At 70.1% G+C, this 25,791-nt stretch carries 23 protein-coding genes and 4 pseudogenes; 20 read left to right on the top strand and 7 right to left on the bottom strand.

Annotation, left to right across the window (positions count from 1 at the left end; genetic code table 11):
• From OQ02_RS40290 to OQ02_RS29415, 8 genes and pseudogenes are all read left to right on the top strand, one after another.
• Nucleotides 1-584 (top strand): annotated as a pseudogene (locus OQ02_RS40290) (transposase family protein); the annotation flags it as partial.
• 132 nt (nt 585-716) lie between these two features.
• Nucleotides 717-1,352, top strand: coding sequence for a hypothetical protein (locus OQ02_RS29440; protein ID WP_156077377.1), 636 nt, complete (start codon nt 717-719; stop codon nt 1,350-1,352).
• 141 nt (nt 1,353-1,493) lie between these two features.
• Complete coding sequence (locus OQ02_RS46810) at nt 1,494-1,625, top strand: hypothetical protein (RefSeq protein WP_269321653.1); 132 nt, start codon at nt 1,494-1,496, stop codon at nt 1,623-1,625.
• A 220-nt stretch (nt 1,626-1,845) separates the two neighbouring features.
• A complete protein-coding gene (locus tag OQ02_RS41420; protein ID WP_156077376.1) occupies nt 1,846-2,277 on the top strand; it encodes an STAS domain-containing protein in 432 nt (143 codons plus the stop codon).
• Nucleotides 2,278-2,866: 589 nt separating this feature from the next.
• Nucleotides 2,867-4,258 (top strand): FAD-binding oxidoreductase, encoded by a 1,392-nt coding sequence (locus OQ02_RS29430; RefSeq protein WP_033441868.1) that lies wholly within the window; start codon nt 2,867-2,869, stop codon nt 4,256-4,258.
• 898 nt (nt 4,259-5,156) lie between these two features.
• Entirely contained in the window at nt 5,157-6,494 is a 1,338-nt protein-coding gene (locus OQ02_RS29425) for a serine hydrolase domain-containing protein (RefSeq protein WP_033441867.1), read from the top strand.
• The gene (locus OQ02_RS29420) at nt 6,491-7,408 is read left to right on the top strand and encodes a sensor histidine kinase (protein WP_033441866.1); all 918 of its coding nucleotides are present in this window, start codon (nt 6,491-6,493) and stop codon (nt 7,406-7,408) included. Before OQ02_RS29425 ends, OQ02_RS29420 begins: the two co-directional genes overlap by 4 nt.
• Nucleotides 7,405-8,043 (top strand): response regulator, encoded by a 639-nt coding sequence (locus OQ02_RS29415; RefSeq protein ID WP_033441865.1) that lies wholly within the window; start codon nt 7,405-7,407, stop codon nt 8,041-8,043. Before OQ02_RS29420 ends, OQ02_RS29415 begins: the two co-directional genes overlap by 4 nt.
• A gap of 488 nt (nt 8,044-8,531) precedes the next feature.
• Here the strand turns inward: OQ02_RS29415 and OQ02_RS29410 are convergent, their stop codons facing one another.
• Nucleotides 8,532-8,963: a WD40 repeat domain-containing protein gene (locus tag OQ02_RS29410; protein ID WP_063747178.1), complete on the bottom strand. Its 432-nt coding sequence runs from the start codon at nt 8,961-8,963 to the stop codon at nt 8,532-8,534.
• Between the two features lie 310 nt (nt 8,964-9,273).
• Here OQ02_RS29410 and OQ02_RS29400 point away from each other — a divergent pair, with 310 nt between their 5' ends.
• The 4 genes and pseudogenes from OQ02_RS29400 to OQ02_RS29390 all read left to right on the top strand — a co-directional run bounded on the left by OQ02_RS29400 (nt 9,274) and on the right by OQ02_RS29390 (nt 13,091).
• Nucleotides 9,274-10,728 carry a DHA2 family efflux MFS transporter permease subunit gene (locus OQ02_RS29400; RefSeq protein WP_033441863.1) on the top strand — a complete coding sequence of 485 codons (1,455 nt, stop codon included), beginning with the start codon at nt 9,274-9,276 and terminating at the stop codon, nt 10,726-10,728.
• A 108-nt stretch (nt 10,729-10,836) separates the two neighbouring features.
• Nucleotides 10,837-11,028: pseudogene (locus OQ02_RS47280) on the top strand (glycosyltransferase); the annotation flags it as partial.
• Nucleotides 11,029-11,116: 88 nt separating this feature from the next.
• The gene (locus OQ02_RS46190) at nt 11,117-11,572 is read left to right on the top strand and encodes a hypothetical protein (RefSeq protein WP_033441862.1); all 456 of its coding nucleotides are present in this window, start codon (nt 11,117-11,119) and stop codon (nt 11,570-11,572) included.
• A 169-nt stretch (nt 11,573-11,741) separates the two neighbouring features.
• Nucleotides 11,742-13,091 (top strand): MFS transporter, encoded by a 1,350-nt coding sequence (locus OQ02_RS29390; protein ID WP_197043551.1) that lies wholly within the window; start codon nt 11,742-11,744, stop codon nt 13,089-13,091.
• A gap of 1 nt (nt 13,092) precedes the next feature.
• Here OQ02_RS29390 and OQ02_RS29385 read toward each other — a convergent pair whose 3' ends face one another.
• Together OQ02_RS29385 and OQ02_RS29380 are read right to left on the bottom strand one after the other, a co-directional pair.
• Nucleotides 13,093-13,389: a TetR/AcrR family transcriptional regulator C-terminal domain-containing protein gene (locus OQ02_RS29385; protein ID WP_033441860.1), complete on the bottom strand. Its 297-nt coding sequence runs from the start codon at nt 13,387-13,389 to the stop codon at nt 13,093-13,095.
• A 626-nt stretch (nt 13,390-14,015) separates the two neighbouring features.
• Complete coding sequence (locus tag OQ02_RS29380) at nt 14,016-14,654, bottom strand: TetR/AcrR family transcriptional regulator C-terminal domain-containing protein (RefSeq protein WP_033441859.1); 639 nt, start codon at nt 14,652-14,654, stop codon at nt 14,016-14,018.
• Between the two features lie 65 nt (nt 14,655-14,719).
• Between OQ02_RS29380 and OQ02_RS29375 the strand changes: the two genes are divergently transcribed.
• The 5 genes and pseudogenes from OQ02_RS29375 to OQ02_RS29355 all read left to right on the top strand — a co-directional run bounded on the left by OQ02_RS29375 (nt 14,720) and on the right by OQ02_RS29355 (nt 19,410).
• Nucleotides 14,720-15,679 (top strand): quinone oxidoreductase family protein, encoded by a 960-nt coding sequence (locus OQ02_RS29375; protein WP_033441858.1) that lies wholly within the window; start codon nt 14,720-14,722, stop codon nt 15,677-15,679.
• A gap of 40 nt (nt 15,680-15,719) precedes the next feature.
• Nucleotides 15,720-16,940: an FAD-dependent monooxygenase gene (locus tag OQ02_RS29370; RefSeq protein WP_081916032.1), complete on the top strand. Its 1,221-nt coding sequence runs from the start codon at nt 15,720-15,722 to the stop codon at nt 16,938-16,940.
• Nucleotides 16,941-16,945: 5 nt separating this feature from the next.
• Nucleotides 16,946-18,160 (top strand): FAD-dependent monooxygenase, encoded by a 1,215-nt coding sequence (locus OQ02_RS29365; protein ID WP_033441890.1) that lies wholly within the window; start codon nt 16,946-16,948, stop codon nt 18,158-18,160.
• Nucleotides 18,161-18,616: 456 nt separating this feature from the next.
• Nucleotides 18,617-19,229, top strand: a pseudogene (locus OQ02_RS42880) (response regulator transcription factor); the annotation flags it as partial.
• Entirely contained in the window at nt 19,222-19,410 is a 189-nt protein-coding gene (locus OQ02_RS29355; RefSeq protein ID WP_033441856.1) for a hypothetical protein, read from the top strand. The pseudogene OQ02_RS42880 and the gene OQ02_RS29355, both read left to right, overlap by 8 nt.
• A gap of 65 nt (nt 19,411-19,475) precedes the next feature.
• Here the strand turns inward: OQ02_RS29355 and OQ02_RS29350 are convergent, their stop codons facing one another.
• The gene (locus OQ02_RS29350) at nt 19,476-19,925 is read right to left on the bottom strand and encodes a peptidoglycan-binding domain-containing protein (protein ID WP_033441855.1); all 450 of its coding nucleotides are present in this window, start codon (nt 19,923-19,925) and stop codon (nt 19,476-19,478) included.
• A gap of 354 nt (nt 19,926-20,279) precedes the next feature.
• Nucleotides 20,280-23,051: an AfsR/SARP family transcriptional regulator gene (locus OQ02_RS29345; protein ID WP_331281558.1), complete on the bottom strand. Its 2,772-nt coding sequence runs from the start codon at nt 23,049-23,051 to the stop codon at nt 20,280-20,282.
• A gap of 359 nt (nt 23,052-23,410) precedes the next feature.
• On the opposite strand from OQ02_RS29345, the gene OQ02_RS47275 reads away from it, so the two are divergent.
• Together OQ02_RS47275 and OQ02_RS47270 are read left to right on the top strand one after the other, a co-directional pair.
• Entirely contained in the window at nt 23,411-23,698 is a 288-nt protein-coding gene (locus OQ02_RS47275) for a helix-turn-helix domain-containing protein (RefSeq protein ID WP_081916025.1), read from the top strand.
• Nucleotides 23,668-23,808 (top strand): annotated as a pseudogene (locus OQ02_RS47270) (helix-turn-helix domain-containing protein); the annotation flags it as partial. The gene OQ02_RS47275 and the pseudogene OQ02_RS47270, both read left to right, overlap by 31 nt.
• A 25-nt stretch (nt 23,809-23,833) precedes the next feature.
• On the opposite strand, the gene OQ02_RS29340 reads toward OQ02_RS47270, so the two are convergent.
• Complete coding sequence (locus OQ02_RS29340) at nt 23,834-24,085, bottom strand: BTAD domain-containing putative transcriptional regulator (RefSeq protein WP_033441853.1); 252 nt, start codon at nt 24,083-24,085, stop codon at nt 23,834-23,836.
• Nucleotides 24,086-24,285: 200 nt separating this feature from the next.
• Nucleotides 24,286-24,513 carry a hypothetical protein gene (locus OQ02_RS44230; protein WP_156077372.1) on the bottom strand — a complete coding sequence of 76 codons (228 nt, stop codon included), beginning with the start codon at nt 24,511-24,513 and terminating at the stop codon, nt 24,286-24,288.
• 199 nt (nt 24,514-24,712) lie between these two features.
• Here OQ02_RS44230 and OQ02_RS29335 point away from each other — a divergent pair, with 199 nt between their 5' ends.
• Nucleotides 24,713-25,204, top strand: coding sequence for a ricin-type beta-trefoil lectin domain protein (locus OQ02_RS29335; protein WP_033441852.1), 492 nt, complete (start codon nt 24,713-24,715; stop codon nt 25,202-25,204).
• Nucleotides 25,205-25,791 lie beyond the last annotated feature (587 nt).

Below are 25,791 nucleotides of genomic sequence, written 5' to 3'. Positions count from 1 at the left end.
GCGGGGTTCGGCGTCGGCCTGGCCACCGTCTGCCGCTACATCCACGAGGCCGTCCAACTCCTGGCAGCACTGGAACCGGACCTGGCCGACGCGCTGAAAACCGCCATGCGCAAGGCCTACGCCGTCCTCGACGGCACCCTGGTACCCATCGACCGCATCGCCGCCGACCGGCCGTACTGCTCGGGTAGCACAAACGCCACGGCATGAACGTCCAAGTCCTTGCCGACCCCGCCGGGCGACTGCTCTGGACCTCATCCGCACGGCCCGGCTCGGTCCACGACCTGACCGCGGCCCGCGCGCACGGCATCGTCGACGCCCTGGCCGGAGCGGGGATCCCATGCTGGGCGGACAAGGCATACCGGGGTGCGGGCGGCCCGGTCCGCGTGCCGTATCGCGGTAAGTGGCACAACCTCTCGCCCGGTCAGCAGGCGGTCAACCGCTCGCATGCCCGCATCCGCGCCCCGGGCGAACGAGCCGTCTCGATCCTGAAGGCCTGGCGGCTGCTGCGCAGACTCCGCTGCTCCACCACCCGTGTCACCGACCTGACCAGAGCCGTCCTCACACTTCACCTCAACGCTGGATGAGGTTGGAGAAGGCTCATTCAAACGTGGGAATCTTCCCGCCACGCATCATCGCAGTTCAGGCACCTGATCGCAGCATGCGGTCGAGGTTCGAGTCGTTCCCGGGCTCGGGTCATCCCGTGTGGGGTGGTCACGATGAGTGACTGGATCATCGCGCCGCTCGTACCCGGCGGCAGCCCGCCGACGACGCAGCCGAGGCCTTCCCGAGGCGGCGCGGGCACACCGCCGGCCGATCCCGAGGGTCGGCGGGAATTGGATCTGCGGCGCACGCCCGCGCCCGATCCGGGGAAGCTCCCGCCGATTCGTCTGCGGCACCTGCGCCGCTATTGCACGACGGTGCTGGATCACAAGGGCCGGTTGACGTGCGGCATGGTGTTCGACGTTCTCGGCTGGGAAGCGGGAACGCGGATCGACATCGCCGTGCACGCCGGGACCATCGTGGTGCGCGGCGTTCGTGGCGGCGAGTACCGGTTGAACGTCCGGCGGTTCCTGCACATTCCGGTCGCGGTCCGGCGCTGGTGCTCTTTCGGTGAACGCGAGCTGGTTCTGGTGCGGGCGGTGCCGGAGTTGTCGGCACTGGTGATCTGCGGCCAGGAGAACCTGGACCGGGCTTTGCCCGATCCGCGTCGGCTTGTGGACGCCGCCCGCGCCGTGGGGGTTCACGTCGAGGATTCCGGCGGCGGTGCGCCCGACAGGGCGGCGGAGGCCGGGGGAGCGGTGTCGCGGCCCGCCGCCGGCTCCGCGGGGACGGGACGTGGGCGTCGTGGCTGACTCCGTTCCCGATCCGGCCGACGTGGCGATGGCCACGCAGCTGCTGGCGCGGATCGTTTGGACGGCTGCGTGCCGGGGTATCGACCGAGGGTGAATCACGACCTTGAGAAACCAGGGTCGCACCTGGGGGATCGACCTGCCATGCCCGATCCGACCGAAGTGCGCTCGTCGGTCCACCACGCCGTGACCAGGCTGCGCGGCCAACTGAAGGTCATCCGCAACGAACTGGCCGACACTGGTGTGAGCGGGGAATCCGCTCCGTTCGCCGGATGAGCGGGACCACCGGCGGTGCAATCGAGCGGAGTACGGCGGCCGACACCGACCACGGGTCACAGGGGCGGATCCGGCACACCGATGTGGCTCCGACAACCCAGCGCGTGGAATCCATCGAGCTGTCGTCGATCGGAGCTGGTTGAACCGTCGGCGCGGCCGGGCTGGCGCTCGTCGTGGATTCTTCGCTCGTGTGGTGGGGGTGACGGGAGTGGACTCCGGGATGAACGTGTGGACGCGGGTCGAGACGCTGCCGGCCAGGCGGGCGGTGGTGGTGTGGGTGCGGGGCGATGTCGACCACCTCACGATCGAGTCCGTCCGTTCGGCGATCGGCGGGGGGTTCGCCGTGGCAGCCGCGTCACGCGCCGCCACACCGGCCGCCGGTGCCCGGGTGGCCGCGCCGGTCGAGGTGCTGGTGCTGGACCTGGCGCAGGTCACGTTCTTCGGGTCGCTGGGCCTGGTCACGTTGCTGCAGGCCCGCGAACAGGCGATCGGGTGTGGGTTGAGACTGTCCGTCGCGATCCCGCCAGGACATCCGATCAGACGGATTGCGCGGTTGACCACGGTCGACCGGGACCTCGAGCTTGCCGCATCGGTCGACCAGGCACTCGCTATCCCGTCTGTCGGCCGCCATCACAAGCCCGACCCCGCGTAGCCCGCCGAACCTGGAAACCTCTCGCATCCGACGCCGTTGACCAACGACCGTTTCGCCCGTCGATCGGCGTTGTGCTGGCGGCACCGGCCGACCGGCAATCCGATCCTGCCGGGATCGCAGATGCGTCATGATCGTATTGTCTGGCGCCGCGCCGGTCGACCAACGCCGCACGAGCGAGCTGAGCTGCGACGACGAACCGGTGATCCGACGCGATGACAGCACCGCAACACGACCCGTACCAAGATCATCTCAGGCTGGCCATCCAACCTTGCACGAGGTCGTGAGCGAGCCAATCCTCATTGCGACACTGGGGGTCGTTGAGGTTTGTCCTGTGTGAGGACGCCGTCGTACCGAAGGGGTCAGCCACGAACGTTACGAGGTGCTCCACCTGTCCGGGTCCGGCCTGGACGTCCTGCTCGACGGCCGGGCCTGGTGAGGTGAGTCCGCGGGTTGAGACACGAGCCGAACACCCGGCGCGAGCACTCGGACGCATTGTGCGAACGGGACTTCCTACCCGAGCCGAAGGGACCGCGCAGGGTCCACTCTGGACACGCCTGGGGGTCCCGCTCCGACTTGTGGAGGTTGGACCATGACGGACTTCTCTGCCCTGCGCGGTGCGATCGGCGGCACCGTCCTCACGCGTGACGACGACGGTTTCGAGGCTGCGCGGGCTGTGTTCAACAGCGCCATCGAGATCTCGCCCGCGGCCATTGCGCGGTGCGTGACGACCGAGGACGTGAAACAGGCCTTGGGGTTCGTCCGGCGCTCCGGGTTGCCGGTGGCGGTGCGCAGCGGCGGGCACAGCGTGGCCGGCGCGAGCCTCGTGCAGGACGGCGTGGTGATCGACATGCGTGGCATGGACTCGGTCACCGTGGCGCCGGACGCTCGGACCGCGGTGGTGGGCGGCGGTGCGACGTGGGCGGCGGTGGACCGGGCGACGCAGGCGTACGGCATGGCCACGACCGGCGGCCGGGTGTCCACCACGGGCGTGGCGGGGCTGACCCTGGGCGGCGGCTCGGGCTGGCTGGAACGCAAGTTCGGTTTGGCGTGCGACAACCTGCTGTCGGTCGACCTGGTGCTGGCCGACGGCCGCACGGTCACCGCGAGCGAGACCGACCACCCGGAGCTATTCTGGGCGCTGCACGGCGGCGGAGGCAACTTCGGCGTGGCCACGTCGTTCACGTTCCGGCTCCATCCCCTTCCGGAGTTCTCCTTTGCGCTGCTGCTCTGGCCGTACGACCAGGGCGAGGCCGCCACCACCCGGTTCCGCGACCTCGTGGCCGGCGCGCCGGACGAGGTGGGCGGAGGGGTGCTCTACATGACCGGGCCGCCGGCGGAGTTCGTGCCGCCCGGCATGGTCGGTCGGTTGTGTTGCGGCGTCCTGGTCACCTACGCCGGGCCGGTGGCCGGACTGCGCGAACTGGTCGCGCCCCTGACCGACATCGGACCGGCGTCGACCGTGCTGTCCGACATCCCGTACACCGAACTGCAGTGCATGCTGGACGATCCGCCGGGGTACCGGAACTACTGGTCCGCCGAATACCTGGCGGAGCTGCCCGACGAGGCGGTGCGGCGGTTCTGCGCGGGCGCCCACCACATGCTGTGCCCGTCGCCCTCGCAGCACGTACTGGTGCCGTGGGGCGGCGCCGTGGCAAGGGAGACCGAGTGGCCGATGCGGCACCGCGACATGCCTTGGGTGGTGCACCCGTTCGGCATGTGGGAGGACCCGGCCGACGACGAGCGGGCTCGGCGGTGGGCGCGCGACCTGCGCGACGCCCTCCAGCCGTGGAGCACGGGCGCGGTGTACCTCAACTTCATCGGCGACGAGGGCAGGGAACGCGTCGTGGCCGGGTTCGGCGCGGCGAACTACGCGCGCCTGGGGCACGTTAAGGCCGAATACGACCCGGACAACGTGTTCAACCGGTGGCACAACATCGTGCCCGCGGAGCCGCCCGTGCGATCGGGGCCCGGGCGGCGATGACGTCGCCGGGGTCCGGTTCGTCCTGACCGGTGGACTCGCCGGTGGGTGTGCTGCTGGAACGTGCCGTTCGTTCCAGACCAGGGTGCGGTCGAGCAGTTGACGTCGGCAGGTCCGGATCCAGCGCTCCATGGTTGTGTTCATTCGCGGGATGCGGACGCCGGGTCTGGCACCGTCGGCCGGCCGACCTTGACCACCCGCTCGGTGACGGCGGCCGTCAAGGCGATGGTGAGCGGGAGTTCGCGGCGCATCACCGTGACGGCGGCTCGGATGTGGTCTTCGATCGCCTCGACGGGGTCGCGGCCCGCGTCGACGTCGGCTTCGGCTGCTTCGGCCAGCGGGTCGATGAAGGGCGCGTGGACCCGGCCGATGAGTTCCTGCTTGCCGCCCGGGAAGTGGTTGTAGGCCGTGGCAGTGCTGACTAGGCCGTGGCAGTGCTGACACTGGCGGCCTTCGCGATGTCCTCGATGCGAGCCTCGTGCCAGCCGCGGCGAAAGACGTCGGCAGCGGCGGCCAGGAGTGCCTCACGGCTGCGGGCACGCTTTGTCTCGCCGCTGCGCTGACGAGCGTTGCGTGGATCTGCCCTCACCGCCTGAGTCCAGGCGATCCCGCTGTACCAAGCCTGTGCTTGCCGGAACTGCTGGGGATCACCCACCTGCCCTGGTGTCCTATCGACTGCCCGAAACCGGCGGAGTCGTGCCGCTGCTGCAAACCGTGCCATCCGTCCGCCGGTCTTCGATGCCGAGTGGTACAAGCCCCGCAACGTGGTCGAGCGGTGCTTCAACCCGTCCGGACACCTCGCGTTGACCATCCGCCACGGTCACCCCCGACGATCGGTGGGGGTGACCGTGGTCGATCGGCGGATCCGACGCTCCCCTGATGATCCATAGCGTTCTGGCCCATGAGGACACTCGTGGCCGGACTGGTGTTGGCCCTTTCCCCCGCACCCACGCCGATATCGATCGACACCTATCTGGACCAGGTGCTCGACGCGACCGGGTTGCCCGGCGTCTCGGTCGTCGTCACCCACGGCGACGAGGTCGTGCACGCCACCGGCGCCGGGCACGACGCGAACGGCGGTGCCGTCACCGGGAACACGCCGATGCGGGTCGCATCGGTCAGCAAGTCGTTCACCGCCGCCGCGGTGATGACGCTCGTGGAGGACGGCCGCGTCGGGCTGGACGACGAGGTGCACGATCGCCTCCCTCAGCTCCCGCCGCGCATCACCGTGCGCCGCCTGTTGAACCAGACCTCCGGCATCTCCGACGACTCCGTCGACATCGGACAGCTGACCGAGGCACGGACGCTCGCCGAGTACGTCGACCTCCTGCCACCCGTCGACGCCGCCGAGCCGGGCACGCGGTTCGCCTACAGCAACGTCAACTACAACGTCGCCGCCCGACTGGTCGAGGTGGTTTCCGGTCAGTCCTACGAGGATTACCTGCGCCAGCACGTGTTCGAGCCGCTCGGCATGCACGACAGCCTGGCCGGCGGCGACGCGCCGAACGGCTTCAACTCGCTCTACGGCATCTGGCTCGACCGGCCTGAGCTGGGCGACGGCCCGGCGGTCGGCGGGTCGGGCACGGTGATCACGACCGCGCACGACATGGGCCGCTGGCTCGTCGCGCAGAACGGCTACGGCCCGTTTGCCGCCGAGTCGCTCGACACCATGCACCAGCCGTCCGACGTGCACGGCTACGGCATGGGCTGGCAGCCCGACGGCAACGGCATGCTCGTGCACAGCGGCAACCTGTGGACCTACAACGCGATCCAGGCCATCGACCCCGAGTCCGGCTACGGCTACGCCGTGATGACCAACGGTGCCGCGCTCGTCGACGACACCGGCACGATCCTCGACGGGCTGATCGCGCTGAGCCGCGGTGAGACACCGGCGGAGCCCGGCAGCTCACGGCAACTCGTCGACTGGGTGCTCGCCGCGATCGGGCTTCTGGCCGTCGCGCTCGGCGTGCTCGGGGTGGTGCGGGCACGGCGCTGGGCGCAACGCAGGCACGGGCGGCGCCCGTGGCTGACGGTCGCGCGGCTGGTGGTCGTGGCGCTGCCCGCAGTGCTGTTCGTGTTCTACCCGCAGGTCGTGTCGTTCATCAGCTCGGGCCGGACGGTGCTGTGGGCGCAGCTCGGGTACTTCGCGCTGCCGCTCACGGTCACGCTCGCCGCGGCCGCGCTGGCCGGGCTCGCGGTGCTCGCGGCACGTGTCGTGCGGCTAGTGTCGGTCCGGTGAGTCTCGGGGTCCTCGCCGTCCTCGGCCTGGTCGGCGGGCTGAACATGGAGGGCGGCCTGCCGGTGTGGCAGGTGTGCGCGTGGGTGGTGCTGGCGGTGCTCGCGTACCTGCACGGCAGGCACGTCGACACCCGCTTCGGCTGGCAGGTCCTCACCGGGGTCGCGATCGCGGGAACGGCGGCCGTGGCTCTCCTGGACCGCCCCGAGGTGACGTCGGTGTTGATCATCCTGGTGATCACGATCGTGCTGCCACGGCTCGCCGGGCGGTACCGGCGACAGCAGGCGCTGCTGATCGCTGCTGAGCAGGAACGGGTGCGGCAGCTGGAGCGCGAGCAGGAGCACGTCGCCGAGCGGGCGCGGCTGCAGGAGCGGGGCAGGCTCGCGGCGGAGCTGCACGACTCGCTCGGCCACGACCTCGCGCTGATCGCGCTGCGCGCGGGTGCACTCGAGCTGTCACCGAGTCTGGCCGTCGAGGACGCCCGCACGGCGGGTGCGGTGCGGGCGTCGGCGGTGGCGGCGACAGACCGGCTGCGGCAGTCGATCGCGATGCTGCGGGAACGGGACGACGTGCCGCCGGTCGCGGTCCTGGTGGCGAACGCGCGGGACGCGGGCATGTCCGTGACAGTCGACGGGCTCGCCGACCTGCCGGACCTGGTGGAGCAGGCCGTGCGCCGGGTCACGCGGGAGGCGCTGACGAACGCGGCCCGCCACGCGCCGGGCGAGCCGGTGACGGTGACGATGACGGTCGCGGAGCGGCTGGTGACGCTGGAGGTCGGGAATCCGTTGACGGGTCGGGTAGGCAGGGGCAGCGGCCTCGCAGGGTTGGCGGAGCGGCTGCGGCTGCTGGGTGGCGAACTGGCGGTGACGGCCGAGGACGGGCTGTTCACACTGGTCGCACGGGTGCCACTGCCGTGATCAGGGTGCTGCTGGCCGACGACGAGGCCATGATCAGGGCGGGGCTGGCGGCGGTGTTGGCGACGGATCCGGAGATCACCGTGGTAGCGGAGGCGGCCGACGGGCGCGCGGCGGTAGAGCTGACGCACGCGCACCAGCCGGACGTCGTGCTGATGGACATCCGAATGCCGCGCCTCGACGGCCTCGCCGCGGTCCGCGAGCTGCGCGACGTCGCCCCGGTGGTGATGCTGACGACGTTCGACGAGGACGAGTACGTGGCACGGGCCTTGGAGGACGGCGCGAGCGGCTTCCTGCTCAAGGCAGCGGACCCGCGGGAACTGCTGATCGCGGTACGGGCGGTCGCCGACGGTGCCGCGTACCTGTCACCGCGGGTCGCCCGCCGTGTCCTCGCCGGCCTGCGGTCGGGATTGACGCGACCGGCGGCGGCGAAGCGCAAGGTGGAGGCGCTGACACCGCGCGAGCGGGACGTGCTGGCGCTGGTCGGGCAGGGCCTGTCGAACCAGGAGATCGCGGTGCACCTGCACCTGGCGGAGGGCACGGTGAAGGCGCACCTGTCCGCGATCCTGCGCGGGCTGGGCGTGCAGAACCGGGTACAGGCGGCCATCACCGCGTATGAGGCCGGGATGACGGAATAACCCAGTTCTCGAACCTGGGCGCCGTCGAGGAACGCGCGCCCGTACTCGCCGACCACCAGCGCGTCGATCCGGTCCGCATTGGCCGCGATGTAGCGCAGCATCGCCGCGGCCCGGGGCGGCAGGTGCCACGGCACCTGCCGCGAACATCCGACTTCGAAGTACTCGCCCACGATCACGCCATGCTCTCGGGTGAACCGGCGGGCGATGTCCAGTTGCCATGCCCGTGAGTGGCGTGGGTCCTGGTGTTCGTGAGTGGAGGCGCGACCGTAGAACAGGAACCGGAGACTCCCGACAGGGGCGGTATCCATCGCCGGGATGCCTGGCGGGGGTGGTGGCGGCGATCCACTCGGCGAGCGTGGCGGGACACGACAAGGTGGACACGGTCATGGCGCGGCTCTCGACGTCGGAGCTGGGGCTGGACTCCGAGGGGACGAGGTGTCTTCGCCGCGATGACAGGAAGTCCGGAGATACGCCCGGTTGGAGCAGCCCTAGACCAGTCGCATACCTTCGGGTAGGGCAGGCCGGGGCGTAACCCGCCCGCTCGTCAGGGGTGTCAGCGAGCGACCCACCGCATGGCACAGGGTCCGTTGCACGTCGGCCGCGTAGCTGATGTCCCACAGCCGCACGGCGCTGTCCTCGCCCCCGCTAGCGAGGGTGCGGCCATCGGGGCTGAAGACGACAGAGCGGACGGCCTGCTGGTGGCGCAGGTGAGGGCCGCTGATTTGCTTGCGGGTGGCTACGTCCCAAAGGCGCACCAACCCGTCGCCGCTGCCGGTGGCGAGCAGGGTGCCGTCCGGACTGAACGCGGCGGTGTAGACGGGTCCGGTGTGTCCGACGAACGGTTCGCCGGAGCGGTCGCGGGTGGCGGTGCTCCGGGTGATGATCGAGGAGGCGCCGGTCTCCCAGGAGCTGCTCGACACGCTCCACCGGCACGGGAAGTTGTGCACGGCTCAGGTCCGTGACGTCATCGTCGGGCAACCAGACGTCCGCGCGGGCGACCCCCGACGTCGCCGCGGAGATCATCCCATCCTGTTCACCGTGGAGTTGAACACGCACAAGTTCATGGCCGCTCCGCGGACCGTCCCCGTCGAGACGTTCGAGGGCGAGCTGGTTGCGATGGTGACCCACTACTTGAAGGGGTGAGCGCGGGGCGACGTCAGTCATCGACCTTGACACCTTAACGATGTTCAGCCAGGCTGAGCCGTAAGTGAACTTAGTTAAGGAGCGGGCATGACGGCTGTCGTCGAAGGTGGTCCCGACGCCTCGGGACAGCTCGGTTCCCGCAACCGCATCGTGATCGCTGTGCTGCTGGTCTCCACGTTCGTCGTCTTCCTCAACGAGACGCTCATGGGTGTCGCGCTGCCGGTGCTCATGACCGACCTGCAGGTCGAGGCGAGCGTCGGGCAGTGGCTCACCGCGGGCTTCCTGCTCACGATGTCCGTGGTCATCCCGGTCACCGGGTTCCTGATCCGGAGGGTGCCCACGCGCACCCTGTTCGCCACAGCCATGCTGCTGTTCAGCGCGGGCACGCTGCTCGCCGCGGTCGCGCCGGGGTTCGGTGTGCTGCTGGCCGGCCGCGTCGTGCAGGCCGGCGGCACGGCGATCATGATGCCGCTGCTGATGACCACGGTGTTGACGCTCGTGCCCCTGGGTCGCCGGGGCGCCCTGATGGGCAACATCTCGATCGTCATCTCCGTCGCACCCGCGCTCGGGCCCACGGTGTCGGGCATCGTGCTGGACCTGTTCGGCTGGCGCCACATGTTCTGGCTGGTGCTGCCGATCGCGCTCGCCGCGCTGGTGCTGGGCTTGCGGCTGATCACGAACGTCGGGGAGACCACGTCGGCGCCGATCGACGTGGTGTCCGTCGTGCTGTCCGCGCTCGGCTTCGGTGGCCTCGTCTACGGGCTGAGCAGCGTCGGCCACTCCAGTGGCACGTCGTCTGTCGTGGTGTGGGGCGCATTCGCCGTCGGCGTCGCGGGTCTGGTGGCGTTCGTCGCCCGGCAGCTGGTGCTGCAGCGGACCGACCGCGCCCTGCTGGATCTACGCACGTTCCGCTCCCGGACGTTCACCGTCGCCAGCGTGATGATGATGCTCACGATGGGAACGCTGCTGGGCACGGCCGTGCTGCTGCCGATCTACCTGCAGACCGTGCTGGTGCTGGAGCCGCTCACCACGGGCTTGCTGCTCCTGCCGGGCGGGCTGCTGATGGGGCTGCTGGGGCCGGTGGTCGGGCGGCTGTACGACCGGTTCGGCGCGCGGGCGCTGCTGGTGCCCGGCACAGCAGCCGCCAGCGCGGCGCTGTGGGCCGCCACGATGTTCACGGCCGAGAGCTCGCTGCTGCAGGTGGTCGGGTTCCACCTGTTGCTGTCGGTGGGGCTGGCGTTCGTGTTCACGCCGCTGTTCACCGCGGGCCTGGGAGCGGTGTCGCCGGAGTTGTACTCCTACGGCAGCGCGATCTTCAGCACCGCGCAGCAGCTGGCCGGGGCTGCCGGGGTGGCGCTGCTGGTCAGTGTGCTGTCGGTGCGGTCGTCGGCGCTGGCCGCCGAGGGCGTCCCGCTGGTGGAGTCGACGGCGGGCGGCGTGCACGCTTCGTTCCTGGTGGCGGCCACGCTGTCGTTGTTCACGATCATCGGGGCGCTCCTCGTCCGAGGCACGGCGCTCGGCGGAACACCCACGGCGCACTGACCGCAGCGCCTCATACCGAATTCCGAACCGCATCGTGATCACGATTCACCCAGGATCGAGATCGTGGTGGGGAACCTCGCCCCGACCATCCCAGGAGTGTCCGTGCCCATGGGAACGACCACGACCTGTCCGCTGCGCGTCCTGATCGGCGCCGACACCTGCCCGCCCGACATCAACGGTGCCGCCCGGTTCACCACGCGACTGGCCGCCGGCCTCGCCCGGCGGGGGCACGATGTGCACGTCCTGGCGCTGTCCGACACCGGTGCGGCCCCGTCGCCGGTCCAGCGGGACGCCGTGCCGGCGGTGCGCCGGCTGCGCTCCTACCGCGTCCCTGGCCAGGGACGGTTCCGCCTGTCTGCCCGGCCCGGCGGACGCGGGGGAGCAGCGGGTGCTGCGCCCGGACGTCGTGCACGTGCAGTCGCACTTCCAGGTCGGGCGCGGTCTGCTCGCGGCCGTCCGCGGCCAGGTACCCGACCGTCGCCACGACCACTTCATGCCGGAGAACATGCTGCGGCACGCCCAGGTGCCGGACGTGCTCGCCGACCGGGTCTCGCGGTGGGCCTGGCGGGACCCGGCCCACGTCTTCGGGGCCGCCGACGCGGTCGCACTCCCGCACCTCGTCCAGAACGGCCTGCTGCACCGCCCCGGAGACGTGGTCGGCCTCGCCGCGGCGCTCACCGCCCTGCTCGACGATCCGGCGACCTGTATGCGGATGGGCGCGTCCGGCCGGAAGGTGGCCGCGGCACACGACGCGGCCCTGGACGCGTTCGAGGACGTGTACTCCGACGTGCGCCGAGGCGCCGCCGGCGTGCGCGTCCGCCGCCCCGTCGCGGGCGAGCGGTAGTGGCGCTGCAGACCGAGCGCTCCCTGGAACAGGAGAAAGAAACCCTCGAGGCGGTCGGGTGTTCCCGGCTGCCACTACCTGGAGAGAACTCATGGGCCAAGTCACGTCGTTAGTGCGCCCGTCGGGTGTCGCGGAGGACAGGTGGAGCGGTCGACTGGTCGGTTGGTTGGTGATCCTCGTCGGGGCGAACCTGTTGGCCGACGTGGTCATCGTCGCTCCGCTGCTGGCGTTGCCGGACATGATGCGGCACTTCCAGACCGACCAGGCCGCGTGGCTCAACTCGAGCGCGATGCTGGCGGGCGCGATGTGGGCGCCGTTGCTCGGGCGCAACGGCGACATCCACGGCAAGCGCCGAATCCTCGTCGTCACCATGCTCGTCACACTTGTGGGATCGCTGGTCTGCCTGGTCGCGCCGAACGTCGTCGTCTTCGTGCTCGGGCGGTTCCTGCAGGGGGCGGCCATGGGAGCGGTCCTGCTCACGGTGGCGATCACCCGGCAGGTCTGCACCCCGCGGGTCGGGATGGCCGCCGTCGGCGTCGTGACCACAGGCGCGTCGGTACTGGGGATCCCCGCGATGTTCCTGCTGAACCCGGCGATCGACGCGTTCGGCTACCGGAGCGTCTTCGTCGTCGCCGCCGCTCTTGCGATGGTCTGCGCGGTCACCGTGCGGCTGTTCATCCCGGAGCCGCCGATCCGCTCCGGAGGGTCGGTCGACCTCGCCGGGGCGCTGCTGCTCGGTTCCGGTCTGGTCGCGGTGCTCGGTAGCGTCAGCATGGCCCCGGACGTGGGCTGGGCGAACCCAGGTCTGCTGGCCGCGCTGGTCGGCGGCGTCATCGCGCTGGCCGCCGGTGTGCGGCATGTGCTGCGGGTCCCCGAGCCGATCGTCGACCTGCGTGGGCACAGCGGGTTGCTGGCGTTGACGCTGGGAGCGGTGGCGCTCATGGCCGGTGCGGTGCAGAGCATGTTGCAGCTGAAGAGCCTTGTCGCGGAAGTGCCGCCCGAGCTCGGCCTCGGCTACGGCCTCGGCGGCGGCGACGTGGTGCTCGCGTTGTTCGTGCTGTCCGCGGTCGGGATCATGATCGGTGGTCCGGTGTCAGGTGTTCTCGCGTCCCGGATCGGTCCGGCGCGCACGCTGTTCGCCGGTATCGCGGTGGGCCTGTTGGCCACGTTCGGGATGCTCGTGGGCGTCTCGGTGCTCCCGGTCGGGCTGGTCTGCGCCACCCTGCTCGGTGTGGCCGCGGGCGCGGGCATCGCCTCCAGCTTCAACCTCGCGACCGTCATGACGCCGCCCGAGAACCACGGTGCGATCGGCAGCCTGGTGGCGGTCGTGCTCTGCGTCGGGTCGGTCGTGCTCAACGTCGTCGGCGTGATGGTGCTCAACGCGACAGCCACCGACTCGCTCGTCGCGGGGGTCGCCGCGAACTCCCTGGCCGGGGTGCAGCTCTACATCCTGATGGGTGGCGCGGCGCTCGTCGCGGCCGCGGTGCTCGCGACGGTGCTGGTGCGCAGGCGCCGGTGAGTCACGCGTCCGGCCGGGCGGCGATCCCGTCGAGGACCATGCCGAGGTGCCGTTCGAACCGCTGGGCGCCCTCGTCCTGGAGATGCCCGGCCTGCTTGACACGTGACGTGCCTTCGTCAAGCCGGGCGTCGCGCTGGTTGATCGAGTAGCGCGATGGATCGGCCCTGGCGGCCTGGTGCTGCTCCTGTTCCTCGATGACGAAGCCGACGACGAACGCCGTGACCAGGTCGATGGCGTCGTCCGGGTCGGCGGGCGACCAGCCTGACTCGGCCCAGCGTTCGAACAACGGCTCCTTCATGCACCGGCAGCATCGCGGTCTTGGCCGCAGGGGAGGGGCTGCTCGCCACACTCGGCGGTTCAATCCACAATGGAGCGTGGTTTACCGTTGCGACACAACGACGTCCGTTGGTCGTGCTCGGCTCGCTGGCCGCGCAGCGACTGGAAGCGCGGACGCCCGGTGTGCGGTTGTGGCTGGGCGGACAGTGGTTCGCGCCGTCCTCTACCCGGCCGTGCGGGCGAGCAGGCTCGGGCCCACCGCGGCGTTGGCGACCGTCTGAGTGGACAGACAGTGAGCACGCGCGTCCTCGTGGCGGAGGACGACCCGAAACGGTTCGGCGGTGCCTCGGGCGTCGGTGTTGCCGGTGGTGTTCTCGGGGGTGGTGCGGGGCCGGTGGCTCGTGTGCGTGACGGTGCGCGGGAGTCGTCTTCGAGGTCCACCCCGAGGTTCCTGGCGGTTTGGGTGATCCATGAGGCGGTCGGGTGCGCGGTGGCGCCCAGGACGCGGATGCGGCTGTTGGCGTGCTCGATCACCACGAGCGCATACAGGTGGGCTTCGCGCCGCAATCGCGGGCGCCAGTGCGTTGCTGATAGCGATGCTTCCGCGAGCGGCGATTGCAACCGTGCTGACGCGCAGGCGCGGAGGACTCACGCATCCGGTCGGGCGGCGAGCCCGTTGAGGACGATGCCGAGATGCCGTTCGAACCGCTGGTCGCCGTCGTCGTGGAGGCGCCCGGCCTCCTTCACCAGTGACGCGCCTTCGCCGAGCCAGGCGTCGCGCTCGGTGGTCGAGTAGCGCGTCGGATCGGTCGCGGTGGACTGGCGCCGCTCCTGCTCCTCGATGACGAAGCCGACGACGAACGCGGTGACCACGTCGACGGCGTCGTCGGCGTCGACGGGCTTCCACCCGGCCGCGGTCCAGCGTTCGAACAACGGCTCCTTCATGCGGACCACGTCCGGGTCGGTGATCCGGGTGCCGCTGAAAATGCGGGCCCCGTCGCGGTGGAGCAGGTACTCCGAGCGCAGGACGCGGGCGTAGGCGGTGAGGTCGTCGCGCCAGCCGTCGCCGGGCGGGATCGCGGCGAACGCGCTGCTCACTCGGCGCATGACCTCGGTGGCCATCTCGTCGAGCAGTTCCTGCTTGTTGCGCACGTGCCAGTAGAGGGCGGGGGCCCGGACGTCCAACCGGGAGGCGAGCGCGCGAACGGTGAGGGCGTCCATGCCCTGGTCGTCGAGCAGCTCAAGCGCCGCCGTGATGATCCGCTCCCGAGTGAGGCCCTTGGTCATGTTTGACAACTTAACACTGTTCAGGCACGCTGGGCTACAGCGTTGAACTTAGTTAAGGAGACCTGATGCGTGCTGCGATCGTCACCACCCCTGACACGTCACCCGTCTGCGGTGTCTTCCCCGAGCCGACGGTCCCACCCGGTCACGAGCCACTGCACCTCGTCGGTGCCGGCCTGCACAACATCGTTCGCGGGCTGGCCACCGGGCGGCACTACAGCCGCGGGCAGATGACGTATCCGATGGTGCCGGGCATCGACGCGGTCGCTCGCACCGGCGACGGGCGCCTGGTCTACACCGGATACGCGCGTCCGCCCTTCGGAACGATGGCCGAGTGGCTGGTCGCTCCCTTCCAGGCGGAGGTTCCGGAGGGAGCGGATCCACTCGTGATCGCCGCAGGTATGAACCCCGGCCTGTCGGGCTGGATGGTCCTCACCGCGCGACGCAAGGAAATGGGGACGTTGGGCACCGTGCTGGTGCTGGGTGCCACGGGGATGTCGGGCAGCCTTGCCGTGCAGGGGGCGTTGGCGCTCGGAGCGGAGCGGGTCATCGCCGCCGGGCGCGATCCGGAGGTGCTGGAGCGGCTGCGCTGCGGGGGAGCGACGACCGTGTCGCTGGCCCACAACGGACCCGAAGGCATGGAGAACGCCCTGGCCGACGCGGTGTCCGAGACGTCGCCCGGTCTCGTGCTGGACTATCTGTGGGGACCCGTCGCCGAGGCCGCCTTCACCGCGCTGGGTCGCAGCGGCGAGGACACCGAGGCGAACACGGCCTACGTGCAGATCGGCTCGCTCGCGGGCTCGAAGGCGTCGCTGCCCGCGGACCTGCTGCGCAGCAGGCGAATCCGGATCACCGGGAGCGGCGTCGGATCGCGGTCCGCCGAGGAGATGTTCGCCGAGGCGCCCGAGATCATGGCCCGCTTCGCCGACGGGTCCCTGCAGCTGCCCTACACCGCGTTCCCGCTGAGCCGGGTCGGTGAGGCGTGGGCGCACACCGGCCGCACCCGCGCCGTCGTCGTGCCGGATTGAGCCGTCCATCCATCAGAACGTGATCGGCGAGGGGAAAGCCATGCAGAAGAGGGCACTAGTGGTGGGGCTCGGGATCGCGGGGATGTCCGCGGCCATCGGGCTGCGCCGGGCGGGTTGGACACCCGTGATCGTCGAACGAGCAGCCGAGCGTCGGACGGGGGGCTACTTCATCTTCATGTTCCCGGAGGGCGTGGAGGCCGCGGCCGACCTGGGGATCGCCGACCACCTGCACACCCGCAACCCGGAATGGCGACCGGGCGGGAACTCGTGGTCGGTGGATCGCCGGGGCAGGCGGAAGCCGGCTCTGGGCTTGCTGGACGCGCCCAGCGGGCTGGCAGCGGTGCTGCGCGGCGACATCGAGGCCGCGTTGTGGCAGGGCATCACCGGCGACGGGACCGAGGACGCGGTCGAGGTGCGGTTCACGACCACTCCGGTCGAGATCACCGAAGGCGCCGGCGGGGTGCGGGTCCTGCTCGAGGACGCCGGCACCGGGAAGCAGTACCGCGAGGACTTCGATCTCGTGGTCGGCGCGGACGGGATGCGCTCGAGCGTGCGCAGGATGGTGTTCGGTCCGGACGAGGACTACCTGACGAACTGGAAGGCGATGATCTGCGCGTTCCAGATGAAGGAGCAGGTTCCCTCCTACGAGGCGAGCGACAGCATCATCGTCTCGCGCCCCAAGCGCGCGATGTGGGTGTTCGGACTCGCCGACCACGCGCCCTGCGCATGGCTGACCTACCGCACCGAGGACACCCCGGACCGGTTCGCCGGGCCGTCGATCGAGCAGGTGCGCGCGGCCTTCTCCGGGATGGACGACGATCCCGTGGTGCGCCACGTCCTGGACTCCCTGGAGGAGGCACCTGACCACGTGTTCGACTCGATCCACCAGGTGAAGATGCCCCGGTGGAGCACGGCGCGGGTCGTGCTGGTGGGGGACGCGGCCTGGTGCATGAACACCTACTCGGCGATGGGCTCCTCGTCCTCGCTGCGCGGCGGCGCCGCACTGGGCGTGGCCCTGCGGGAGCACCCCGGCGACCTCGCCGCCGCTCTGGACGCCTGGGAGACCGGCCTGCGCCCCTACATCACCAGGCAGCGGCGCTCCGCACGGGTCAAGCAACAGCGGTTCGTCCCGTCCAGCCGCCCGGCAGAGGTGCTGGTTTCGGTTGTCCTCGAACTGATCCGCAAGGTCGTCCACCGTCGGATGACGGCGGAGTACACCGCATCGTCGGCTCCGGCCGCCCTGTCCGGCACGGCGCGGTGACGACCATGCGGAAGAGAGCACTGGTGGTGGGGCTCGGGATCGCAGGGATGTCCGCGGCGATCGGGCTGAGCCGGGCCGGGTGGACGCCGGTGATCGTCGAACGGGCACCGGAGCGGCGGACCGGGGGCTACTTCGTCGGGTTGTTCCCGGAGGGTCGGCAGGCCGCGGTCGATCTGGGGATCGCCGACCACCTGCACACCCGGAACCCGGAGCAGAGGGCGGGCGGGAACTCGTGGTCGGTGGATCGTCGGGGCAGGCGCAGGCCGGCTTTGGGATTCCTGGACCAGCCCGGGGAGCCGGCAGCGGTGCTGCGCGGCGACATCGAGGCCGCGCTGTGGCAGAGCATCACCGGCGACGGGACCGAGGACGCGGTCGAGGTGCGGTTCGCGACCACCCCGGTCGCGATCACCGAGGGTCCTGCCGAAGTGCAGGTCCTGCTCGAGAAGGCCGGCACCGGTGCGCGGTACCGCGAGAGCTTCGACCTGGTCGTCGGCGCGGACGGGATGCGCTCGAGCGTGCGCCGGATCGTGTTCGGTCCGCACGAGGACTACCTGACCACGTGGAACGCGATGATCTGCGCCTTCCAGCTGAAGGAACAGGTGCCCTCGTACGAGGCGAGTGACAGCATCATCATCGCGCGCGCGAAGCGGGCGGTGTGGGTGTTCGGGCTCGCCGACCACGCGCCCACCGCGCTGCTGACGTACCGGACGGCAGACATCCAGGAGCAGTTCAGCGGGTCGCGGGTCCAGCGGCTGCGCTCGGTCTTCTCCGGAATGGACGATCCCGTGGTGCGGCACGTCCTGGACTCCCTGGAAAAGGCCCCTGACCACCTGTTCGACTCGGTGCACCAGGTGCGGATGCCGCGGTGGAGCACGGGGCGGGTCGTGCTGGTGGGGGATGCGGCGTGGTGCATGAACCTCTACTCGGGCATGGGTGCCACGTCCTCGCTTCGCGGCGGCGCCGCACTGGGCGCGGCCCTGCTGGAACACCCCGACGACCTCGCCGCTGCTCTGGACGCCTGGGAGGCCGGGCTGCGTCCGTTCATCACCAAGCACCAGCGCACCGCGCGGCTCAAGCAGCAGATGTTCGTCCCGTCCAGCCGTCGGGCCGAGGCGCTGCGTTCGGTCCTCCTCGGTCTGGTCCGCAGGATCCGCGGCCATCGGCCGGCGACGGAGGCGGGCGGTCAGCGAGCCCAGGCGCTGTCCGGCACGTCGCGGTGAGAACGTCGCGCACGGCAGCCTGACCTACGGCCGACTCGGCGCCCTGGGGATCTTCGCCTGCGCGTACCTGGTGGCATTCGCGTCCTCACGCAACTCCTGGAGCAGGGCTCACACCGGTTCGCTTCGCAGCAGTTCCGGCAGCGTGTGCCGGATCGGAACAGGCAGGAGGACGTAGCGCTCCGCCAGGAACGCCCAGTACTGCAATGCAACGGCAGTCAGTCGCGTGGGTAGCCGCGGCGTTTGTAGGGGCTGAGACGAGCTTGGTGTCGTCGTCGGCCGCGGAAGCAAGACCAGGCCCGGACGTGGCTGGCGGCGTCGACGACATGCGGGACCCGCGCCTGGCCCGCCAGCCGGTCCGGCCCGGATCGGCACCGGGCCCAGTCGTACACCCTCGGCCCATGCGCGCCGACCCTCCGATGACAACCGTCACCACCGCCGCTGACCGGAACTCGGAGAGTGACAATCCTCGCCGACGATCAGGCGTTGCTGCGCGGCGCTTTTCGCACCCTCCTCGACAGCGCCGACGACATCGCCGTGGTCGGAGAGGTGGGCGACGGCAGGGAGGCGGTGGCCCTCACCCGCAAGTTGCGCCCGGACGTGGTGATCACGGACATCCGGATGCCCGGCACCGACGGCCTCGCCGCCACCGCGGAGATCTGCGCTGATCCGGATCTGCGTGCTACCCGCGTCCTGATCCTCACCACCTACGAGACCGACGAGTACATCGCACAAGCCCTGCGTGCCGGAGCCAGCGGCTTCATCGGCAAGGGGATCGAGGCGCAAGGCCTGCTCGACGCCGTGCGCACGATTCGCCAACGGCGACACCCTCCTGTCCCCGGCGGCGACCCGCTCCCTGGTGGCCCGTTTCCTCGCCACACCGGTCGACACCCCACCACGCCATCCCGAACAGCTCGCCGCACTCACGCCGCTCGAACGCTAGATGGTCGCTCTCGTCGCGACCGGCCTGTCCAATGTGGAGATCGCCGATCGGATGTACCTCAGCCCCTTCACCGTTCGCGCCCACGTGCAGCGCGCCATGTCCAAACTGGACGCGCGCGACCGTGCGCAACGCGCGCCCTATCAGCTACCTGGCGTGGACGTGGAACCCGTGGGCTGCAGCACGGGCGCGGTGCTCGTCACGGGTCACCAACCTCGCCGTCACCCCGCACTCGTGGGCACGGTTCCACAGCGGCGGCGACGGCACCCTCGACCTCGTGGTCGGCGTGACCGGCTACTTCTACGAGAACTGACGAAAGCCACCGGTCAGGCAGCGTCCACCCCGTCGATGGCTGGGTGGACGCTGCCTGACCCGGTATTACGCGTACCTGAAGTAGCGGCAACCCAACAGGACGTCGTTGGTGAAGGCCATCCACCTCATGGTCCCACGAGTGTTCGGCCCGAAGATCCCGTCCGCGCTGACACCGATGGCCTTCTGCACGGTGATCAGCGCGCTCCGCGTCTTCGGTCCGAATTGCCCATCGGCGGTGAGACCAGCGCCGTAGCAGGAGTTCAACCCGCGCTGCATGGCCTTGACACCTGCGCCGGAGCTGCCCTCGGACAGGTGGCAGTCACCTGGGCCCCAGGGAACACCGTAGCTGACACCGGGAACGGTCGCATATGAGCCGGAGGGGTCGCTGCTGATCGTAATCGCGTGGGTGCAGCTGACCGCCGCGTTGGCGGGCGCGGCGGTCAGCGTGGCCAACCCCGCGCCCAACATCGCCATGGAAACCGCCGAAACGAACCAGCGGGATTTGAACTTGCCCATTCGCACTCCTTGAACCGGGCCGAGACCGACCTTGCTTGCCGTCCACTCCGCCAGGTTTCCGTTGCCGGAGCAGGTATCTGTGCGGCAGCTGATCACAAGGTACGAGGACGACGGCCCCGGCGGTGTCGGGTGAACACCCGACAGCTTGTGGGGGCCAAAAGTCGGTCGTACTTTCGACCTGTGGTTAGGCTGCTGTGGGTTCGTACTCGTTGAGCAGGCCGCCGAGAACCGGTCGGCGGCGTGTCGAGGTGCAGCCCGGCTCTGGCCGACGAGTGCGACGCGAAGCCGCCCGTGATCAGCACGGCCTCAATCGGGCGACAGAGTCCCACAAGCTCAACGACGGCAGGCGTTCCGTCACCCGCCCCCCTTTGGCAAGCCGTCGAGTTGTCGCTGGACGCGTTCGCCGTCGCCGATGCGCCCCTGCCGCACGTACAACTCCCACGCCTCCCGCCAGGCTGCCACGGCATGCTCGTACCGGCCGAGCGCGGTGTTGGACCGCCCGAGCCGGTCGAGGATCTCGGCCGCGTGGTAGGTGTTCTCGAGGTCGCGGAACCGGACGAGGGCCTGCTGGTAATAGTGGACAGCCTGCCCGTGGTCCCCGCTGTGGTGGGCGATGTACCCCAGGCTGTCCAAGGTGCTCGCCTCGCCGTAGCGATCCCGGTGACACCGCTGCAGTGCGAGCGCGTCCTCACAATGGGTGCGGGCGGTGTCGTAGTCGCCCAGCCGGGCCGTGTACCACCCCACCGCGTTGAGCGCGGCGGCCTCCCATGCCGGTTGGCCCAGGAGGCGGTAGAAGCCGAGCGTGCGGTTCGCGTGGTTCAAGGCCCGCTCGTGTTCGCCCAGCCGTTCCCAGGCTCCGGCGAGTGCACGGTGCGTGTGGGCTTGTTGGGTGGCATCGTGGTTCTGCTCCGCCAGGGCAAGGGCTCGGCGCAGCTGCTCGAGACCTTCCTCACGACGGCCCAGAACGGTGTGCGCGTGGCCGAGCCGCCGGTGGGCGTGGATGCGGAAGGTGGGATCGGGCAGGTGTGAGGCGGCGTCCAATGCGGCCGACCACGCCGCGAGGTTGTCGCGGAGGCGTCCCTGTCGGGTCTGGAAGGTGTTCAGGGTCCACGCCAGGTGCCACACGGTGGAGTGCCACGCGTTGCTTGCCGCGACGCGCTGGGCGGCCAGCACGGCGGTGTGTTCGGCCTCAAACCACGCTGTCGCCGCCGGAACGCCGGCCAACGGGTGCGGACACACGCCCGCGGTGGGCGGATCGAGCCGGACCAGTTCGCGGTGGGGGTTCAGGAGGCGGTCGGCGGTGTGGGAGGTGTGTAGGTAGAAGTCCACCACCCGTTCCAGCGCCGCTCGCCGTTCAGTCTCGGTGAGGTGGTCGTGGGCGGTAGTGGCTGCGTAGGCCCGGACCAAGTCATGCATCGCGTAACGGCCTTGTGGACGTCGGTCGACCAGTGAGTTGTCCTCCAGCACGCGCAACTCCTTGCGTGCCTCCGCCCGGCCGAGGCCGACGAGCGAGGCGGCGGCAGGCAGGTCGACGTCCTGGGCGGGTGCCGTTCCGAGCAGCGCGAACAGCCGCCGTTGGCGATCGGTGAGGTGGCGCAGCGACCACGAGAGCACGGTTGGCAGACTGGAGGCCGGGTCGGTGTCGTGGTCGAGCATGTCCAGCCCCGAGTCTCGGAGTTCGGCGGCGAACTCGGCGAGCGGAATCGTCGAGTGGGTGGCCGCGTGCCGGGCGGTGATCGCCAGTGCCAGCGGGTGCCGTCCGCACAGCTCGACCAGCTCGTCGGTCACCTCAGGGTCGACGTCGACCCGTTCCGCGCCGAGGCGACTGGCCAGCAGGGCACGCGCCTCACAACGGCTGAGGACGTCCAATGGCAGGTGCCGGGCACCGTAGCGATCGATCAGGGACGGCAGCGCGGTGCGGCCGGTGACGAGGACCGTGCAGGTCGCGCTGCCGGGCAGCAGCGGTAGGACCTGGTCGATCGTGGCAGCGTTGTCCAGCAAGACCAGCATCCGGCGCCCGGCGACCAGACTGCGGTACAGCGCGGCCCGCGCGTCGAGGTCCGGCGGGAGACTGGTGGGGGCGACGCCGAGGGCGTCGAGGAAGCCGCGCAGCGCGTCCCCCGGCTCGGTCGGCCGTCCGGTGGGGCTGAACCCTTGCAGGTCGACGAACAGTTGCCCCTCGGGGAACCGGTGCAGGTTCCAGTGCGCCCACCGCAGGGCCAACCAGGTCTTGCCCACCCCGCCGGCACCGCCGATGACCGAGACGGCCACCGTGGCGGAGACATCCAGCGCGGCGCCCAAGGTGTCCAGTGCGTCCTGGCGGCCGACGAACGGCGTGGGTGGCATCGGCAGCTGGCGAGGCGGCGCGGGCACGGCCGTCGTGGGCGTGGGTGTAAGGGCGGAATCCGCGGTCAGGATTCGCTGGTGCAGTTCTCGGAGCGTGGAGCCCGGCTCCGTGCCCAGCTCCTCGACCAGCCTCTCGCGGACCTGGCGGTAGTGCTCCAACGCGTCCGCGGTGCGTCCGAGCTGGTGCAGCGCCACCACGTACTGTCCCTGTACCCGCTCGTCCAACGGGTGCTGCGCGCTCCGCGCGGACAGCTCTGCCACCAAGTCACCGCCGGTCCCGACGCGCAGCCGGGCGTCGACGAGGTCCTGCTCGGCGGCCAGCCGCTCCTGTCCTAGTCGGTCGCGTTCGGCCCACGCCCACTGCCCTTGCAAGCCGGTCAGCGCCTCGCCCCGCCACAGCGCCAGCGCCTCGGTCAACAACCGAGCGGCCTGTCCGGACTCGTCGCAGGCGCGGAGGCGCAGGTCGCGGAACCGGTGCAGGTCCACCACCGGCTCCACCACCGCGGCCACTAACGCATAACCGCCCGAACGGCGCACGATGGCCGCCCCGTCCGCGCCAGCCAGCACCCTGCGCAGCCGCGAGATGTAGCCGTGTAGCGTCGCCCGCGCTCGCGGCGCCGCGTCCACGCCCCAGACCCGCTCGACCAGCCGGTCCACCGGCACCACCCGCCCGGCGTCGACGGCCAGGGCCGCCAGCACGCACCGCTGTCGGGGTGTGCCCAGGTCCACCGGCTGCCCGTCAACCTCTGCGGTCACCTCGCCCAGCAGGCGCAACTCCACCGGCACACCACCCCTCCGACGCTTCCCTCTGGTCACCAGAAATAGCGGCCTGACCATCACCGCACAGGAACCTTGCCGGCGGTTCACACGAACGGCCCTGCACCATGCCCCCATGACAACTTCCCGAGAAAGGACACGGCGATGACCGGACTGCCGACCCTGCTGGCGGTCCTGGCCGCCTGATTGGTTCTGCTCGGCCGGTTCTTGGCCCGAGAACGCCGAAGACCGCTGCCGCGGCACGAAAGTCGCAGTGCTGCGCCGGGCCGATTCCCGCCCGCGGCCGGACTGGGCCGATCGCGCGGTACTCGTCTCGGAGCTATTGAGTCGAAAGTGATCGCCTTGCTGGAGGTTGATCGCTCGTGGTCGAGGTCGAGGGTGCGCATCGGTTGTCGCCTGCGGAGCGTGAGGTGCTGCGGTTGCGGGTGGTGGCGGCGTTGGAGTCCGGTCGGGTCGAGGGTTATCGGCAGGCCGCGGAGGTGTTCGGGGTCTCGGAACGGTCGGTGGGCACCTGGTGGCGTGCCTACCTGCGGGACGGTCGCGACGGCCTGGCGACTGGCAAGGGGCGTCCCGGCTTGGCCGAATCGGTCCGGAGGATCGGGGCACGCTGTTCGCGGCGATGGCCGACTACACCCCGGAGGAGCTGCTGATCGGCGGCCCGCTGTGGACCCGCCAGGCGGTGGTCGAGCTGATCCGGCTGGCCGCTGGGGTCGACATGACCGAGCAGGGCGTCGGGTTGTGGCTGCGCCGGCACGGGTTCACCCCGCAGCGCCGGCCCGCCGCGTCTACGAGCAGCAGCCCGCCACGGTGCGCACGTGGCTGGACGAGTAGCACCCGGCGATCGAGACACGGGCAACGGCGGAGGGTGCGACGATCCCGGGTTCGGTGGCCAACTCCTCGATCAACCGGGTGCGGACCTGTTGGTAGTGCTCGAAGGCGCCGGCGGACCGTCCAGCCTGGTGCAGTGCGAGCAGGTACTGTCCCGCCACCCGCTCGTCCAACGGCTGCTGGGCGCTCCACATCGACAGCCCAGCCACAACCGACCACCCGTCCCGGGGCGCAGCCGGGCATTCGCCAGGTTGTGTTCGACAGTCATCGGCTCCTGTGACAATCGGTCACGCTCGGCTTCGGCCCACGCACCGTCCACGCCGGTCAGTGGCTCGCTGAGTCACAGGTCCGGTGCGTCGGGCAGCATCCGAGTCGGGTGCTCGTCATCGACTTCCGCGTTTCCAGGGGCTCACAACTCGCGGATCCGGCGCAGGTCGGTCAGCGGCTCGGTCATGTCGGTGGTCAGGGCGTAGCCGCGCGACCGGTGCACGATGGCCGGACCGTCCCCCGCGACCAGCGCTCGTCGTAGCAGCCGATCCCACCGGCACCACCTGCCCGGCGTCGACCGCCAACGCGGCCAGCACGCGCCGTTGCCTGGGGGTGCCCAGGTCCACCGGACACCCGCAGACCTCTGCACCAACCACGCACCACCACGCACCACCGCACCCTGGCCCGGTTGCCCCTGAGCTACAGGCATAACGCCCTGAGCAGCGCAGTGCAGAAAACCTGCAAGAAGTTCACACGACCGGACCCGCATCCTCCATCCAGATCCGACGGCCCACTCGGCGGGACACCAAGAGCGACCCGCCAACAGTCAGGACTCGAAGGGGTTGATCATGAAACTCAAGGCGAACCTCAGGCGACTCACCAGTGCCGGAGCGGCGATCGCATTCGGCTCGACGTTGCTGGTCGGTGTCGCGACCTCGGCGCAGGCGGGGCAGACGGCGCAGGCGGTGTACTACCAAGTGCGCAACGCCAACAGCACCAACTCCTGCCTTCAGGTGAACATCACGGCGGGCAAGGGAAACCTCGTCCTCGGCAACTGTGACCGCAGTGCGAAGCAGGTGTGGACGATCGTCGACCGCGTCTGGAGGAATCCGGTATCAAACCACTGCCTCGACGGAAACGGTGCGGATGTCTACACGTTTGCGTGCAACGGTGGTTCATATCAGCTCTACAACACCTCATCCGGCAGTCCGAAGTACATCCTGCACGAACTGAGCGGCAAGTACCTGCACGCGCGGGGATTCATCGGGGAAGAGGTCGTCTACGCGCCATCCATCAGCACGACCTCCCGCTGGGTGATCGAACAGGTGGGAACTGGCTGATCTGTGAGCGCGGTCAGCCGCCGCACCGGCGACCCGCTGTCCCAGAACACGGCACCCGGCTGCCGAACGATCAAGCGCAAGACACAATGTACCGCCAACTGAACGGCATTCACAAAGACCGAGCTTGACAGACAGTGCGATAGCCCCGTTCGGACAGGGTCGGTTTCTCTTCAGAAGCCATACACCACCGGACGGGGCTGTTGCGCTGCCACTCCACGACAGTGCTCGACCACAACCAGGCCCGGGACCCTGCCCGCCACATCGGCAAGCGCCGCTCGGTGCTGCTCCACCCAGATCTCAGCCGCCCTCACCGCCGCCGACGAGGCCCAGCGAGAGTGCCGACGCGGAGTACGCGTCGTCCCCCGGGGTGTTTGAGATCCGGGCAGCGCGCGTGGTCGAGGAACGCGGTGAGGAGGACCTGCGCCGGTCGAACTTCGCTGTCATCGAGGCGGCCGATCGCCATCGCGAGGCGGAGAGGCGGTCCCCGAAGCGTTGAGGTCAACGAGATCTAGCTGAAGCGCCCCGATGAAACCTGCTTTGTCCCGGTACCGATTGAGCGCCGGGCCACGGTCACATGCAGGTGTTAC

The organism is Saccharothrix sp. NRRL B-16314 (genome assembly GCF_000716595.1).
GTDB lineage: Bacteria > Actinomycetota > Actinomycetes > Mycobacteriales > Pseudonocardiaceae > Actinosynnema.
This window is presented reverse-complemented; position numbering and strand designations above follow the sequence as displayed.